The organism is Actinomadura rudentiformis, from assembly GCF_008923185.1.
Taxonomy (GTDB): domain Bacteria; phylum Actinomycetota; class Actinomycetes; order Streptosporangiales; family Streptosporangiaceae; genus Spirillospora; species Spirillospora rudentiformis.
Genome location: NZ_WBMT01000032.1, coordinates 53524 through 67454, shown reverse-complemented (window position 1 = coordinate 67454; position 13931 = coordinate 53524). Strand labels below are relative to the sequence as shown.

Sequence of the window (13931 nt, the reverse complement as noted above, 5' to 3'; positions counted from 1 at the left end):
CGAGAGAGGTTGGGGCAGTGAGAGAGAGCGTGCGGACGGCTCCGGAAAAGCGGACGGCTGCAGAAGCGGCCCAGACCGACGGCTTGCTGCTGACTCCGTTGTTCATGCTCCGGCTGGGCGGGCTGCCGGTCGACGCGGTCCAGCCACTGCGGTTCACCGAGACGACGCGCTGGGCCTCCGAGGTCCTCGTGCTGGAGGACCGGCTGGAGACGAGCAAAGGCGAGGCCGCCGACGCCCTGGGGGAGGCGGTCGGCGGCACCGATGACGAACGCTTGCGGCGCGGCATGCTCGAACTCCGGCGGGACATCTTCAACCGGCGCATGCCCCGCGAACCCGACCGGGCGCGACGCCTGGTCGCAGAACTCGGCCTGGGCGGTCCCGGCGAATGGCTGGAGCTGCGGACCCGCTACCAGGAGCTGCTGGCCGCGGGCGAGCGGATCCTCGGCGGCGAGGTGCGCCAGCGCCGCGAGTACCTGAGAGGGCTGGCCAGGGACCCGAGGCTGAGGCACGGGCTGCTCCTCGCCTCCCCGTCGCTCGACCGCTACCTCTCGGCGTACCTGGAGGCGCCGCCCGGCCCGCTCGGGAAGCGCGCCCGGCGGATCGAGCGCTCCCTGCTGGAGTACGTCTACCGCAGCGCCTGCAAGACCAGCCCGTTCAGCACCCTCACCACGGTGGCCCTGGGCCGGTTCGAAACCGGAACAGGGACGGTGGTGTCGGCCGAGGGAGTCTCCGGGCCGGGCCGCAGCCATCCGCGAATCAACGTCGCGATGCTCGCCCGGCTCGCCGAGGTCATCGCCGACGACGCGGGGTTGCGTGCCGACCTCCCGGTGGAGGCCACCTCGGGATGGCGGGGCGACAGCGACCGGATCCGCTACGTGCGCCGGATCCGGCAGGCAGGGGACGCCGAGGCGGCGGTGACGTTCGACTCCCTGCGCGAGAACCTGTTCTATCTGTCTCGCGGCACCGTGCTCAACGAGGTCCTCGACCTGCTGGAGCGCCATCCCCGGCTCCGGCTCGGCGAGCTCGCCGAGCAGCTGCTGCTGGTGGACCCGGAACAGCGCGACCGCGCGGAGATCGAGCTGTACCTGAGCCGCTTGCTGCGGCTGAGCCTGCTGACGGTGCCGCTCCTGCAGGTCGACATCCACAGCGATGACCCGCTGCGCGGCTTCCGCGACCGGATCGCGCGGATCGGCCGCCCCTGGGCCGGGGATCTCGCGGATCGGCTCGATCTGATCGCCGGCCATCTCGGCCGGTTCCCCGGCGCCGATCTCGGCGAGCGCCGCCGGCTGGTGGACGCGGTGCGCGCCGAGTTCGTCGAGGCGCAGCACGAGCTCGGCCTCGACGAGGTCACCACGCCGCGGACGCTGATCTACGAGGACGTGGCGCATCCCGGCGCGAAGGTGGTGGCCGATCGCGACAGCTGGGAGGACACGCTGCTGCCATCGCTGCAGGGTCTCTCCCGGATCCTGCCCCTGTTCGACATGACCCTGCCGCAGCGGCTGAACCTCAAGGGATTCTTCCTGGCCCGTTACGGGCGGGGCGGCCGGTGCGAGGACGTCCTGCGTTTCATCCACGAGTTCCACCGTGACTTCTTCGACCAGTACATCAAGGCCGCCCAGCGCCGCCGTGCCTTCGACGACGACGGCGAGTACGTGCCGCTGGAGAACTGGCTGCGGCTTCCTGAGATCACCGCACTCGACGACGCCCGCCGCACGCTGACCGAGCGGATGCGGCGGGCATACGCCGAGGTGCCCGCCGGGGCCCGGGAGCTCGTCCTGGATGAGGAGTTCGTCGACGCGGTGGCGCGGGAGCTGCCACCGTCCCTGGGGGACTTCGACCCGCGCAGTTTCTTCCTCCAGGTGGCCGACGTCGGCGGCCGGCCGCTGGGCGTGCTCAACCGCACCTACTCGGGGCTCACGCTGCTGTTCTCCCGGTTCGCCCACTGCTTCCCGGGCGCGGCCGACGGCGGGCTGGCGGAGCAGGTGCGGGACATCCTCTCCGATCTGCAGCCGGAGGGTGCGGTGTTCGCCGAGCTGACCGGCGGATACGACACGACGAACCTGAACCTGCATCCCCCGGTCACCTCGTACGAGCTGGTGTGTCCCGGAGAGACCAGTTTCCGTCCCCTCGGCGACCAGCTGGCGATCGGTGACCTGGTGATCGAGCACGACGAGGACAGCGATCGTGTCCGCCTCCGCGCACCCGGACTGGACACCGAGGTCATCCCCGTCTACCTCGGGTTCCTCGCCCCCATGGCGCTGCCCGAGGTCCAACGCGGTCTGCTGCTGTTCTCCCCCACGACGATGGCCTCTCTGGATCTGTGGCACGGGGTCGACAAGCCTCTCCTCGGCGCGGCGATCGGAGGCCACCCGCGCGTCCGCTACCGCGACCTGGTGCTGACCCGGCAGACCTGGAAGATGCATCCCGACTCCCTGCCGGACCGGGCGAGTGCGGGCTCCGACGCCGCGTGGTTCCTGGACTGGCAGCGCTGGCGGCGCGACAACGGGCTGCCTAGCCGCGTCTTCGCCACCGTCGACACCACCGCGGTGGAGCGGGGCGGCGGCGCGGACCACGCGGCCAACGCTCCGCGCAAGCCGCAGTACGTGGACTTCGACAGCTACTTCTCCCTCGGCCTTCTCGACCAGCTCGCCAGGCAGGCGGGCCGGCGGGTGGTCATGCAGGAGATGTTGCCCGACCTCGACCAGCTCTGGCTGCAGACCGAGGAGGGCGCCTTCGTCACCGAGCAGACCATCGAGATCACGCGGGCGAACCGCCGGCTCGGCGGGCCTGCGCCAAGGAGGCCGAGATGACGAACACAACGACCGGGACCGCAGGGACGGTCGGCGCCGGGACCCCTGCCAGTGGTGGCCGGTGGCAGTCCATTCACATCTTCTACGCCAGCGATCCGAAACCTCTGCTCTCCGAATGCGTCGCGCCTCTGGTCAACGATCTGCGCGACCGCGGCCTCCTGGCCCGGTACTTCTTCATCAACTACTGGCTCGAAGGCCCTCATGTGCGGCTGCGGCTCAAGCCGGTCACCGAAGGGGCCGAGGCCGAGGTGCGCCGGCTCGCCGAGACCGCGATCGAAGCCTTCCTGGCCCGGCGGCCTGCGCTCTACGAGGTCGATTCGGAGTTCCTCGCGGGCTTCTATGACGACATGTTCCGGCTGGAGTACAGCGAGGAGGAACGGATCGCGCGGTACGGGAAGGACGGCCCGATGCCGCTGCGGCCCAACAACTCCTACCACTACATCCCCTACGAGCCCGAGTACGGCAAGTACGGCGGGCCGGACGGCGTCGAGCTCGCGGAATGGCATTTCGAGCGTTCCAGCGATCTGGTGCTGGAGCTCATCGAGCGGGCGAATCTGCACCTGCGCCCCTCCACGCTCGGGCTCGCCACCCAGCTCATGATGATCATGTCCACGTCCTTCCTGGGTGACCGGGAGGCCATCGCCGACTTCATGGAGCGCTATCACCACTACTGGCATGACTGGTTCAAGCTCGGCAACGGTGAGCGCGACACCGCCTACGACGACAACTACGCCGAGGTGGCCGACGACCTGCGGCACCGCTTCGAGGACATCTTCACCGCGCTGACCACCGGCCGGCGAGCCCGGCTCACCAGCTTCAGCCACGCGTGGGCAGAGCACTGCGCGGAGCTGCACGCCCGGATCACCGACCACGCCGAGCGCGGCCGGCTGGTCTTCCCGGTCCGCGACGGAGGCGCGTACTGGGCCCCGGCAGGAGCGGACGCACGCAGCGCGACCCTCACCGATCCGGTGCTGGTCCGGCAGATCCTGCTGGCGCCGTACATGCACATGACCAACAACCGGCTGGGCGCGAACGTGGTCGACGAGTCCTACCTGTCATATCTGCTGTACCGGTCGCTGCGGGAGGACGACCTCGTTCCGGGCGGCAAGGGAGAGCGCAGATGACCGCGGCCAGCGCGATGGACGCCGCGCGACCGCAACTGCGCGGCGACATCGTGCTCGGCCCCGCCGTGCGAAGCGGAGCGGCTCTCGTGCACAACGTGAAGGATCCGGCCGCCGCGAAGTACTACCAGATCGGGCCGCGGGAGTACTTCATCATGACCCGGCTGGACGGCCGCACTCCCCTGAAGCGGATCGGCCTCGAATACGCCGAGGAGTTCGACCGGCGTCTCGGCGAGGAGCAGTGGCGGCAGATCCTGACGAGCCTGGCCGGCCGCCGGTTGCTGACCGGGTCCGGAGAGGTGGCCGCACCGGGGGAAGCCGGCCCGGCGCCAGCATCGGCGCCTGACCGGCGCACGCTGCTGAACGCGCGGGTGACGCTGTTCGATCCCCAGCGGTTCTTCGGGCGGATCCTGCCGTTCTTGCGATTCCTGTTCTCCGCGTACTTCGTGGTACCCGCGCTCCTCGCGGTCACCGCTCTGCAGGTGCTGGTCGCCGTGAAAGCAGGCACGCTCGCGGGCGAGGCACGGCAGTTGTGGGAGGCGCCGGCGGCAGGACTGGCGGTCATGCTGATCCTGTGGCTCAGCGTGGCCGTCCACGAGGCCGCGCACGGTCTGACCGCGACGCGTTTCGGCGGCGCCTCGACAGAGATCGGCATTCTGTGGCGCTTTCCGGTGCTCGCGCCCTACTGCCGGGTCAATGACGTGCTGCTGTTCAGGCGCCGATGGCACCGCGTGTGCACGGCGTTCGCCGGTCTCTTCGCCAGCCTGCTCCTGATGCTCCCTGCGGCACCGCTGTGGATGCTGGCTCCGGAGGGCAGTGCCCTGCGCCACGCCGCGGCCGCCCTCCTGCTTTTCGGGAGCCTTTCGGCGGTCGCCAATCTCATCCCGTTCCTGCAGCTCGACGGCTACTTCATGCTCAACCACGCTCTCGGGATGCAGAATCTCCGCCTGGAGAGCTACCGCTTCATCCGGCTGGCGCTGCTCCATGCGAGGCAACGTGACGCCGGCACCGCGCAGCGGCTGAAGACCTACCCTCGCCGTGTCAAGCTGATCTACAGCCTCTACGGGTTGGGCTCGATCGTCTTCGGCGCCGTGCTGGCATGCTGGTTCGCCTACTGGCTGCTCACGTTGACGCTGTCCTTCTTCTAGGGCCCTTCTTCTCGGGCGCTGGGCGCCGGAACGCCACAGCGCCTCCTGTTTTGACCGCCTCGGCCGCCACTCACGGTCGAGGCGTTCGTTCTCTCCGGCTTGCTTCTGTGCAGCTCACTGTTGACATTCCAAGCATGTGGGCGTAAACACAGGTAAATCAACACAAGCCGGAGGGAATCAACATGCACGCTCGGGAGCGGCGGGGCGAGAGCCTTCGTGCGGGCCGAGCCCGGACGGGTCCGGCATGATCGTGACTCTGACGCTGAACCCCAGCCTGGACCGGACCGTCGAGGTGGACGCGCTGACCCGCGGCGCCGTCATCCGCACCCGGTCGGCGCGACTGGACCCCGGAGGCAAGGGCGTGAACGTCTCGCGCGCCCTGCTGGCCAACGGGGTGCCCTCGGTGGCGGTGATCCCGGTCGGCGGTCCCGACGGCGACCAGCTGCACCGGATGTTGCTGGCCGAGGGGCTGACCGCGCACGCGGTGCCGGTTGCCGGGCGCACCCGTTCCAACGTGACCATCGCCGAGCCCGGCGGCGTGGTCACCAAGCTGAACGAGCCGGGCGGGCCGCTGTCGCGCGCCGAGCTGGACGCGGTCGCCGAGGTCGTGGTGACCGAGGCCGAACAGGCCAGCTGGGTGGCCGCCTGCGGAAGCCTTCCGCCCGGTGTCCCGGACGGCCTGTACGCCGAGCTGTGCAAGGCCTTCGCCCCGGAAGGGATCCGGGTGGCCGTCGACAGCAGCGGCCCCGCCCTCATGGCGGCCGTCGCCGCCGGCCCCCACCTGATCAAACCGAACCGGGAGGAGCTGACCGAGGCGGTCGGCCGGCCACTGGACCGGCTGTCCGACGTGGTCGAGGCCGCGGAGAAGCTGCGCGCGCTCGGCGCCAGGTCCGTCCTGGTCAGCCTGGGCGCGGACGGGGCGCTGCTCGTCGACGACGACGGGATCATCGCCGGCACGGCGCCGGTGCACACGCCGAAGGGCACGGTGGGCGCGGGCGATGCCCTCCTCGCCGGCTTTCTCTCCGCCGGCGCCCGGGGACCGGGCGCGCTAGCCGAGGGCCTGGCCTGGGGCGCCGCCGCCGTCCGGCTGCCCGCCAGCCGCATGCCGGGCCCCTCCGACATCGACCGCGACGACGTACGACTCCACCCAGAACCCGACCTGGACCGTCCCCTGCTCGCCTAGGTCCGCCCACCCATCCCTTGTCCCATGCTCCCGACCCCACCCCGACCGACAGGAGGCCCCGATGGCCACTGCGTACACACCCAAAGTCACCGGTGACGGCGTACGGGCGCGCATCCAGCGCGTAGGCGGCTACCTGGCCGGCATGGTGATGCCCAACATCGGCGCGTTCATCGCCTGGGGCCTGATCACCGCGCTGTTCATCGAGTCCGGCTGGCTGCCCAACAAGGAACTCGCCGAGCTCGTCGACCCGATGATCAAGTATCTGCTGCCGATCCTGATCGGCTACACCGGCGGCCGGATGGTGCACGACCAGCGCGGCGCGGTCGTCGGCGCCGTCGCCACGGTCGGCGTGGTGGTCGGCGCCGACGCACCCATGTTCCTCGGCGCGATGATCATCGGCCCGCTGACCGCGTACCTGCTCAAGCTGTTCGACGGGCTCCTGGAGGGCCGGGTGCGGCCCGGGTTCGAGATGCTGGTCGACAACTTCTCCGCGGGCATCATCGCCGGCGCGATGGCGGTGGTGGGCCGGGCCGCGATCGGCCCGGTCGTGCGGACCGTCACCGGCTGGGCCGGCGACGCGGTGAGCTGGCTGATCGACCACGACGTGCTCCCGGTGGCCTCGCTCCTGATCGAACCGGCCAAGGTGTTGTTCCTCAACAACGCCATCAACCACGGCGTCCTCGGGCCACTGGGCGTCCAGCAGGCGGCCGAGCACGGCAAGTCCATCCTGTTCACCCTGGAGTCGAACCCCGGCCCAGGCCTCGGCGTGCTGCTGGCCTACCTGTTCTTCGGCCCTCGCCGCCTGCGCCCCACCACGCCGGCCGCCATGATCATTCATTTCTTCGGCGGCATCCACGAGATCTACTTCCCGTACATCCTGATGAAGCCCCGGATGATCCTGGCCGCGATCGCCGGCGGCGCCACCGGAGTGGCGATCTTCCTGGCGTTCGACACCGGCCTGGTCGCCACGCCCTCCCCCGGCAGCATCTTCGCCTACCTCGCGCAGACCCCCAAGGGTGCGAGCAACTGGATCGGCATCTACACCGGCGTGATCGCCTCGACCGCCGTCTCGTTCGGCGTCGGCGCCGCGCTGCTCGGCTTCGGCAAACTCGCCGATCCGAGCGAGGACGGCGACGCGCCCACCGGCGCAGACGCGGACACCGGCGGCACCACGGACACCGACGACGGCAGGGACGCCGGCGGCAGCAAGGACGCCGGCGACGGCAAGAGCGAGCCCGCGTCGCAGCCGACCTCGCCCTAGACACCTCACCTATCCCACGTTGGAGATCCGATCATGACCACCATCAACGGCAAGGACATCCGCAAACTCGTCATCGCCTGCGACGCGGGCATGGGCAGCAGCGTCATGCTCGCCGGCCAGCTGCGCAGGGCGCTCAAGAAGCAGCCGGTCACGGTGGAGCACACCCCCGTCGACTCCATCCCGGCCGACGCCGACGTGGTGGTCTGCCACACCGGGCTGGCCGAGCGCGCCCGCCGCGGCGCGCCGGACGTGCCCGTCGTCCCGTTCGAGGTCTACCTCGGCGACCCCGCGGTCGACAAAGTGATCAAGGCGATCAAGGACGGCGGCGATCTGAGTGTCTGAGCCCGCCGCCGCGCTGCTCCACCCGCGCGCCGTCCGGCTCGACGCCGTGGCGGCGGACCGCGACGACGCCGTACGCCAATGCGGCTGGCTGCTCGCCGAGGTCGGCGCCGTGACCAGCGCGTACACCGACAGCATGCTGGAACGGGAACGATCGATCTCCACCTACCTCGGCGAGGGGGTGGCGATCCCGCACGGCACCGCGTCCGGCAAGAACGCGGTACGCCGGGACGCGCTCGCCGTCCTGCGGTTCCCGGACGAGGTCGACTGGGACGGCCACCCCGTCACGCTCGCCATCGCCATCGCCGCCCGCGGCGACGGCCACATGGCGATCCTCGCCGAGCTCGCACAGATCCTGCTCGACCCCGACCGGGCCCGGGGTCTGCGCGAGGCCACCACCGCCGACGAGATCATCCGGCTGCTCCAGCCCGCCGAAGACCCGGAGCCGGAGAAAGAGCCCGAGGAAGAAGGTTCCGCGCTATGAAGGTCGCTCGTTTCTATGCTCCCGGTGACATCCGCCTGGAGGACTCCGCCGAGCCGGAGCCCGGGCCCGGCGAGCTCAAGCTGCGCATCCGCAACTGCTCGACCTGCGGCACGGACGTCAAGATCTCCCGGTTCGGGCATCACCACATCGCGCCGCCGCGCGTGATGGGCCACGAGATCGCCGGCGAGGTCGTCTCCGGGGACGCGCCGGGCTGGGAACCCGGTGACCGCGTCCAGATCATCGCCGCCATCCCCTGCGGTGAGTGCTCCGAATGCCGGCGCGGCCGGATGACCGTGTGCGCGCGGCAGGAGTCGATGGGCTACCACTACGACGGCGCGTTCGCCGAGTACATGATCGTGCCCGCCAAGGTCCTGGCCGTCGACGGGGTGAACCGCATTCCCGGCAACGTCTCGTTCGCCGAGGCGTCCGTGGCCGAGCCGCTGGCCTGCGTGCTGAACGGGCAGGAGCTCGCGAACGTTCGCGACGGCGACGACGTCGTCGTCTTCGGCTCCGGTCCGGTCGGCTGCCTGCACGTGCGGGTGGCCCGCGCCCGCGGCGCCGCCCGGGTGTTCCTGATCGACGTCAACCGCGACCGGCTCGACCAGGCCGCCGCCATCGTCAAGCCCGACGCCGCGATCTGGGCGACCGAGGACACCGACGTGGTCGAGGCCGTCCGCGATCTCACCGAGGGCCGCGGCACCGACGTGGCCATCACCGCCGCCGCCTCAGGCGCCGCCCAGCTCACCGCGATCGAGATGGCCGCGACGGGCGGCCGGATCAGCTTCTTCGGCGGCCTGCCCAAGGACGACCCGATCATCGCGTGCGACTCCAACCTGGTGCACTACCGCGAGCTGACCCTCGTCGGCGCCAACGGCTCCAGCCCGTCCCACAACGCCCGCGCCCTGGAAATGATCGGGTCCGGCCGAGTCCCGGTGGAGGACCTCATCACCCACCGTCTCCCGCTCACCGCCGTACACGACGCCCTGCACCTCGTCGCCCGCGGCGAAGCGATCAAAGTGACCATCGAGCCCTGAACGTGACCATCAAGCCATCGAGCCCAGACGGAGGACGTCGTGCCCGAACGAATCGTCACCATCGCCTCGGCCCAGGGCCTGCACGCCCGGCCGGCCAAGATCTTCGTCGAGGCCGCCGCGCGGCAGCCCGTCGCCGTGTCCATCGGCGCCGGCGACCGTGCGCCCGTCCCGGCCACCAGCATGCTGAGCGTGCTGGCTCTCGGAGCCGCCCAGGGCACGCAGGTCATCCTGCGGGCCGAGGGCGACCAGGCCGACGCCGCCCTGGACGAGCTCGCCGACCTGCTCTCGCAGGACCTGGACGCCGAGGCGGAGCCCGACCATGTCTGAGTGCCCGGCTGAACGAGCGCCGCCAGCCCAACATGAACAAGAATGAACCCACACGAACACGGCCTCCTCAAGGACGGACCACACGATGTACGCCGAAGAACGGCAGCAGGCGATCCTCGGGCAGGCGCGCGCCAACGGACGCGTCGACGTGGTCGCCCTCGCCGAGGAGTTCGGCGTGACGACCGAGACGATCCGGCGCGACCTGACCGTGCTCGAGCGCGCCGGGACGGTCCGGCGCGTCCACGGCGGCGCCATCCCGGTGGAACGGCTGGGCTTCGAACCGGCACTGGCGGCCCGCGACGCCGTCCTCACCGAGGAGAAGGAGCGGATCGCCAAGGCCGCGCTGAACGAGCTGCCCGCCGACGGCTCGGTCATCATCGACGCAGGGACGACCACCGCCCGCCTGGTCCAGCTGATGCCCGCCGACCGCGAGCTCACCGTCATCGTCAACTCGCCCCCGCACGCCACCACGCTGGCCACCCGCCCCAACCTGAACGTCATCATGCTGGGCGGCCGGGTCCGCGGCCGCACGCTGGCGACCGTCGACGACTGGGTCCTGCGGCCGCTCGCCGACCTGTGGGTGGACGTCGCGTTCATCGCCACCAACGGCTGCTCGGCGCCGCACGGGCTGACCACGTCCGACCAGGCCGAGGCCGCCGTCAAGCGCGCCATGATCACCTCGTCCCGGCGACGGATCCTGCTCGCCGACCACACCAAGATGGGCAACGACTACCTGGTGCGCTTCGGGACGCTCGACGAGATCGACGTCGTCATCACCGACACCGGTCTGGACACCGAGCTCGCCGCCGGGATCGCCGCCGCGGGCCCGGAGGTCGTCCGGGTCTGATCAGCCGCGGTGCGGGATGCCGTGGAGGATCTGCTCGCGGAGAATGTCGGCATGGCCGCAGTGCTGCGTCAGTTCACGCAGCATGTGGAGGTAGACCCAGCGCAGCGGCAGCGGGCCCCGGCGGTTGCCGTGGACGAGGTCGTCCAGCGCCAGCTCCGCCGTGGCCTGCCGGGACTCCGCGCAGGCCTCCTGGTGGGCGCGCTGGACGGAGGCGATCGTGTCGCCGTCGTCGAGATCGAACGACTCGTCGGGGGTCGCGGGAATGCCGATCTCAGCACGGGACCGGCATCTGATCGCCTCGTCGAACCAGACCCTCTCCACGAACGTGGCGTGCTTGACCAGACCCAGCAGCGTGGTCTTGGACGACACCAGCGACCGGCGCGCCTGCTCCTCTGTCAGCCCGTTGAGGCTGTCGTGCATCGCGGATCGATACTCCTCGAGGAACACCTCGAACTGATCGCGCAGCGCCGCGTTCAGGACGGCGGGCTGCGCCGACGGCGGGATGACCATGACCGCAACGATAGTTGGCCAGGTCTAGATGATCAGGCCCAGGGCGAGGACGAAGACCAGCCCGCTCACGGAGATGATCGTCTCCATGATCGACCAGGTCTTGATGTTCTGCCCGACGCTCAGCCCGAAGTACTCCTTGACCAGCCAGAATCCGGCGTCGTTGACGTGCGAGAAGAACAGCGAGCCCGCACCGATGGCGAGCACCAGCAGCGAGGTCTCGCCGCTGTCGAGAGTGGTGACCAGCGGCGCCATGATGCCCGACGCCGTGACGGTCGCGACGGTCGCCGACCCCGTCGCGAGCCGGATCAGCACCGCGACCACCCAGGCCAGCAGCAGCACCGACATGCCGCTGTCGTCCACCCAGTCGGCGACGAGCTTGCCGATCCCGGTGTCGACCAGTGTCTGCTTGAAGCCGCCGCCCGCGGCCACGATGAGCAGGATGCCGGCGATGGGCGGCAGGGATCGCTCCAGCGACGTCGAGATCTGCCCGCGGTCCATGCCTGATCCGAGGCCGAGGGTGAACGTCGCCACGATGACGGCGATGAGCAGCGCCACCAGCGGAGTGCCCAAGTTGTCGAGCACGGTGCGGACCCTGGCGCCCTCGTCGGCGAAGATGTCGGCCAGCGCCTTGCCCATCATGAGCACGACGGGCAGCAGCACCGTGAGGAGGGTGAGGCGGAACGAGGGCCGGGAACGTTCGGGTGCGTCCGCCGTGGACGCGTCCCCACCCGACGCCTGCGAGTCGGTGTCTCCGGCCTGCGCGGGCACCTTCTCCCTGGTCTCGTACAGCTCCGGCGCGGGCACGTTCACCCAGCGGGCGGCATAACGCGCGAACAGCGGCCCGGACAACGCGATGGTGGGCAGCGCGACCAGCACACCCAGGCCCAGGGTGACGCCGAGGTCGGCTTTGAGCGCGTCGATGGCCACCAGCGGGCCCGGGTGCGGGGGCACCAGCCCGTGCATGGCCGACAGCCCGGCCAGCGCGGGTATCCCGACCTGGATCAGCGACAGCCCGGACCGCCGGGCGACCAGGAAGATCACCGGCATCAGCAGCACCAGGCCGATCTCGAAGAACATCGGCAGGCCGATCAGCGCGCCGACCAGGGCCATCGCCCACGGAAGCGAACGCCGGCCGGCCCGGCCCACGATGGTGTCGACGATCTGGTCGGCGCCGCCGCTGTCGGCCAGCAGTTTCCCGAACATCGCACCGAGCGCGATGAGCGCGCCGACGCTGGCCGCGGTGCTGCCGAACCCGTCGCCGAAGGCGCCGACGGTGTCGGCCATCGGCAGCCCCGCGACGAGGCCGACGGTCAGCGAGCCGAGGGTCAGGCTCAGGAACGGGTGCACCTTGAGCCAGGAGATGAGCGCGACGATCAATCCGATGCCGAGGAGCGCGGCCAGGACGAGCTGGCCGCCGCCGGCGATGGGCTGTTCCGGTGGTGCGAGGGCGAGGAGATTCATTGGCCGGCCTCCGGGATGCCGATGGTGGAGTGCGTCATGGCGAGGTAGGTGTCCGCGAGGTCGTCGGGAGAGGCGTCGAGGTCGAGCACGACCCCGCGCTCGTCGGGTTCGAGGGGTTCGAGGGTCCGGTACTGCGAATCCACCAGCGAGGCGGGCATGAAGTGACCGGGGCGGCTCGCCACACGCCGCCGCACGACGTCACGTTGACCGTGCAGGTGTACGAAGCCGACACCGGGCGCACATTCCCGCAACAGGTCGCGATATGCGCGCTTGAGCGCCGAACAGCCGACCACGCCGCCGCGCCCGGTGTGGTCGGCGAGCCAGGCGCCGATGGCGCGCAGCCAGGGGAGCCGGTCCGTGTCGTCGAGCGGAATGCCGGCCGACATCTTGGCGATGTTGGCCGGGCCGTGGAAGTCGTCGGCGTCGGCGAACGGCACCCGCAACCGCCGCCCGAGCGTGGCGCCGAAGGTCGTCTTGCCGGAGCCCGAGACGCCCATGACGACAAGGAGCGGAGCGGCCGGCGTGGGATGGGGGGTGGGAGACATCACTGAGAGCCCTTCAGATGACGTTTGGGTGAGTGTGACATGAATCATCTTCTCTATACAAGCACCAAGGCCCATTAGTCAGATCTTTCGCTGCGCAATGCCTCGCAAGCTGCCCAAATGTGTGATGATTGGGGACCGTGGCGGACAACGACGGGCTGCACGGCAGCGTCCTCGACCAGCTCGGCCTGCTGATCACCTCGGGAGAGTTCCCGCCGGGCCGGGTGCTGCGGATCGAGCAGCTGGAGTCCCGCTTCGGGGTGTCCCGTTCGGTGATCCGCGAGGCGATCCGGGTGCTGGAGGCCATGGGCATGGTCAGCAGCCGCCGCCGGGTCGGGATCACCGTCGCCCCGCGCGCGGGCTGGAACCTGTTCGACCCCCAGATCATCGGCTGGCGGCTCGAGGGCGAAGGCCGTGACGAGCAACTGCGGTCACTGAGCGAGCTGCGCCGCGGCATCGAGCCCGTCGCCGCCGCCCTCGCCGCCCGCCGCGCGACGCCCGCCCAGTGCGGCATCCTGACCGGCGCGGTCATGCAGATGGCGGTGCACGGCAGGTCGGGGGACCTGGAGGCCTACCTCGACGCCGACATCGTCTTCCACCGCACGCTCCTGGAGGCGTCCGGCAACGAGATGCTGGGGGTGCTGGGCGACGTCGTGGCCTCCGTGCTGACCGGCCGCACCCACCACCATCTGATGCCCTCACGTCCCGAGCCGAAAGCGATCAGCTGGCACGCCGAAGTCGCGCAGGCCGTGCAAGCCGGAGACGCGGCGTCCGCCGAACGCGCCATGCGCGACATCGTCGAAGAAGCGACGCAGGCGATGCTGAGCGGCGACGCCCTGGACACGGGTGGTGAATGAGCACGGG

14 protein-coding genes are annotated in these 13931 nt (G+C 70.4%); 11 read left to right on the top strand and 3 right to left on the bottom strand.

Annotation, left to right across the window (positions count from 1 at the left end):
* The first annotated feature begins 17 nt into the window (after positions 1–17).
* From F8566_RS46380 to F8566_RS46340, 10 genes are all read left to right on the top strand, one after another.
* Positions 18–2810 (top strand): lantibiotic dehydratase, encoded by a 2793-nt coding sequence (locus F8566_RS46380; protein WP_225994155.1) that lies wholly within the window; start codon positions 18–20, stop codon positions 2808–2810.
* On the top strand, positions 2807–3934 hold the full coding sequence (locus F8566_RS46375) for a lantibiotic dehydratase C-terminal domain-containing protein (protein WP_151570259.1): 1128 nt from the start codon (positions 2807–2809) through the stop codon (positions 3932–3934). The genes F8566_RS46380 and F8566_RS46375 overlap by 4 nt, the downstream gene beginning before the upstream one ends.
* Positions 3931–5079, top strand: a complete 1149-nt coding sequence (locus tag F8566_RS46370; RefSeq protein ID WP_151570257.1) for a M50 family metallopeptidase — start codon at positions 3931–3933, stop codon at positions 5077–5079. Before F8566_RS46375 ends, F8566_RS46370 begins: the two co-directional genes overlap by 4 nt.
* A 244-nt stretch (positions 5080–5323) precedes the next feature.
* Positions 5324–6262: a 1-phosphofructokinase gene (pfkB, locus tag F8566_RS46365; RefSeq protein WP_151570255.1), complete on the top strand. Its 939-nt coding sequence runs from the start codon at positions 5324–5326 to the stop codon at positions 6260–6262.
* 61 nt (positions 6263–6323) lie between these two features.
* The gene (gene mtlA, locus F8566_RS46360) at positions 6324–7523 is read left to right on the top strand and encodes a PTS mannitol transporter subunit IICB (protein WP_225994154.1); all 1200 of its coding nucleotides are present in this window, start codon (positions 6324–6326) and stop codon (positions 7521–7523) included.
* Between the two features lie 33 nt (positions 7524–7556).
* On the top strand, positions 7557–7865 hold the full coding sequence (locus F8566_RS51995) for a PTS sugar transporter subunit IIB (RefSeq protein WP_225994153.1): 309 nt from the start codon (positions 7557–7559) through the stop codon (positions 7863–7865).
* Positions 7858–8346 (top strand): PTS sugar transporter subunit IIA, encoded by a 489-nt coding sequence (locus F8566_RS46355; RefSeq protein ID WP_151570253.1) that lies wholly within the window; start codon positions 7858–7860, stop codon positions 8344–8346. Before F8566_RS51995 ends, F8566_RS46355 begins: the two co-directional genes overlap by 8 nt.
* Positions 8343–9380, top strand: coding sequence for a zinc-dependent dehydrogenase (locus F8566_RS46350; RefSeq protein WP_151570251.1), 1038 nt, complete (start codon positions 8343–8345; stop codon positions 9378–9380). The genes F8566_RS46355 and F8566_RS46350 overlap by 4 nt, the downstream gene beginning before the upstream one ends.
* A 39-nt stretch (positions 9381–9419) precedes the next feature.
* Positions 9420–9707: an HPr family phosphocarrier protein gene (locus F8566_RS46345; protein ID WP_151570249.1), complete on the top strand. Its 288-nt coding sequence runs from the start codon at positions 9420–9422 to the stop codon at positions 9705–9707.
* Positions 9708–9792: 85 nt separating this feature from the next.
* Positions 9793–10554, top strand: coding sequence for a DeoR/GlpR family DNA-binding transcription regulator (locus F8566_RS46340; protein ID WP_151570247.1), 762 nt, complete (start codon positions 9793–9795; stop codon positions 10552–10554).
* Here the strand turns inward: F8566_RS46340 and F8566_RS46335 are convergent, their stop codons facing one another.
* Genes F8566_RS46335 through F8566_RS46325 form a run of 3 tightly spaced genes read right to left on the bottom strand, consistent with a single transcriptional unit; the run spans position 10555 to position 13070 of the window.
* Positions 10555–11064 (bottom strand): DinB family protein, encoded by a 510-nt coding sequence (locus tag F8566_RS46335; protein ID WP_151570245.1) that lies wholly within the window; start codon positions 11062–11064, stop codon positions 10555–10557.
* A gap of 24 nt (positions 11065–11088) precedes the next feature.
* Positions 11089–12525: a GntP family permease gene (locus tag F8566_RS46330; RefSeq protein WP_151570243.1), complete on the bottom strand. Its 1437-nt coding sequence runs from the start codon at positions 12523–12525 to the stop codon at positions 11089–11091.
* The gene (locus F8566_RS46325) at positions 12522–13070 is read right to left on the bottom strand and encodes a gluconokinase (protein WP_225994152.1); all 549 of its coding nucleotides are present in this window, start codon (positions 13068–13070) and stop codon (positions 12522–12524) included. The genes F8566_RS46330 and F8566_RS46325 overlap by 4 nt, the downstream gene beginning before the upstream one ends.
* Before the next feature lie 137 nt (positions 13071–13207).
* Between F8566_RS46325 and F8566_RS46320 the strand changes: the two genes are divergently transcribed.
* Positions 13208–13924, top strand: a complete 717-nt coding sequence (locus F8566_RS46320; RefSeq protein ID WP_225994151.1) for a FadR/GntR family transcriptional regulator — start codon at positions 13208–13210, stop codon at positions 13922–13924.
* Positions 13925–13931: the final 7 nt, after the last annotated feature.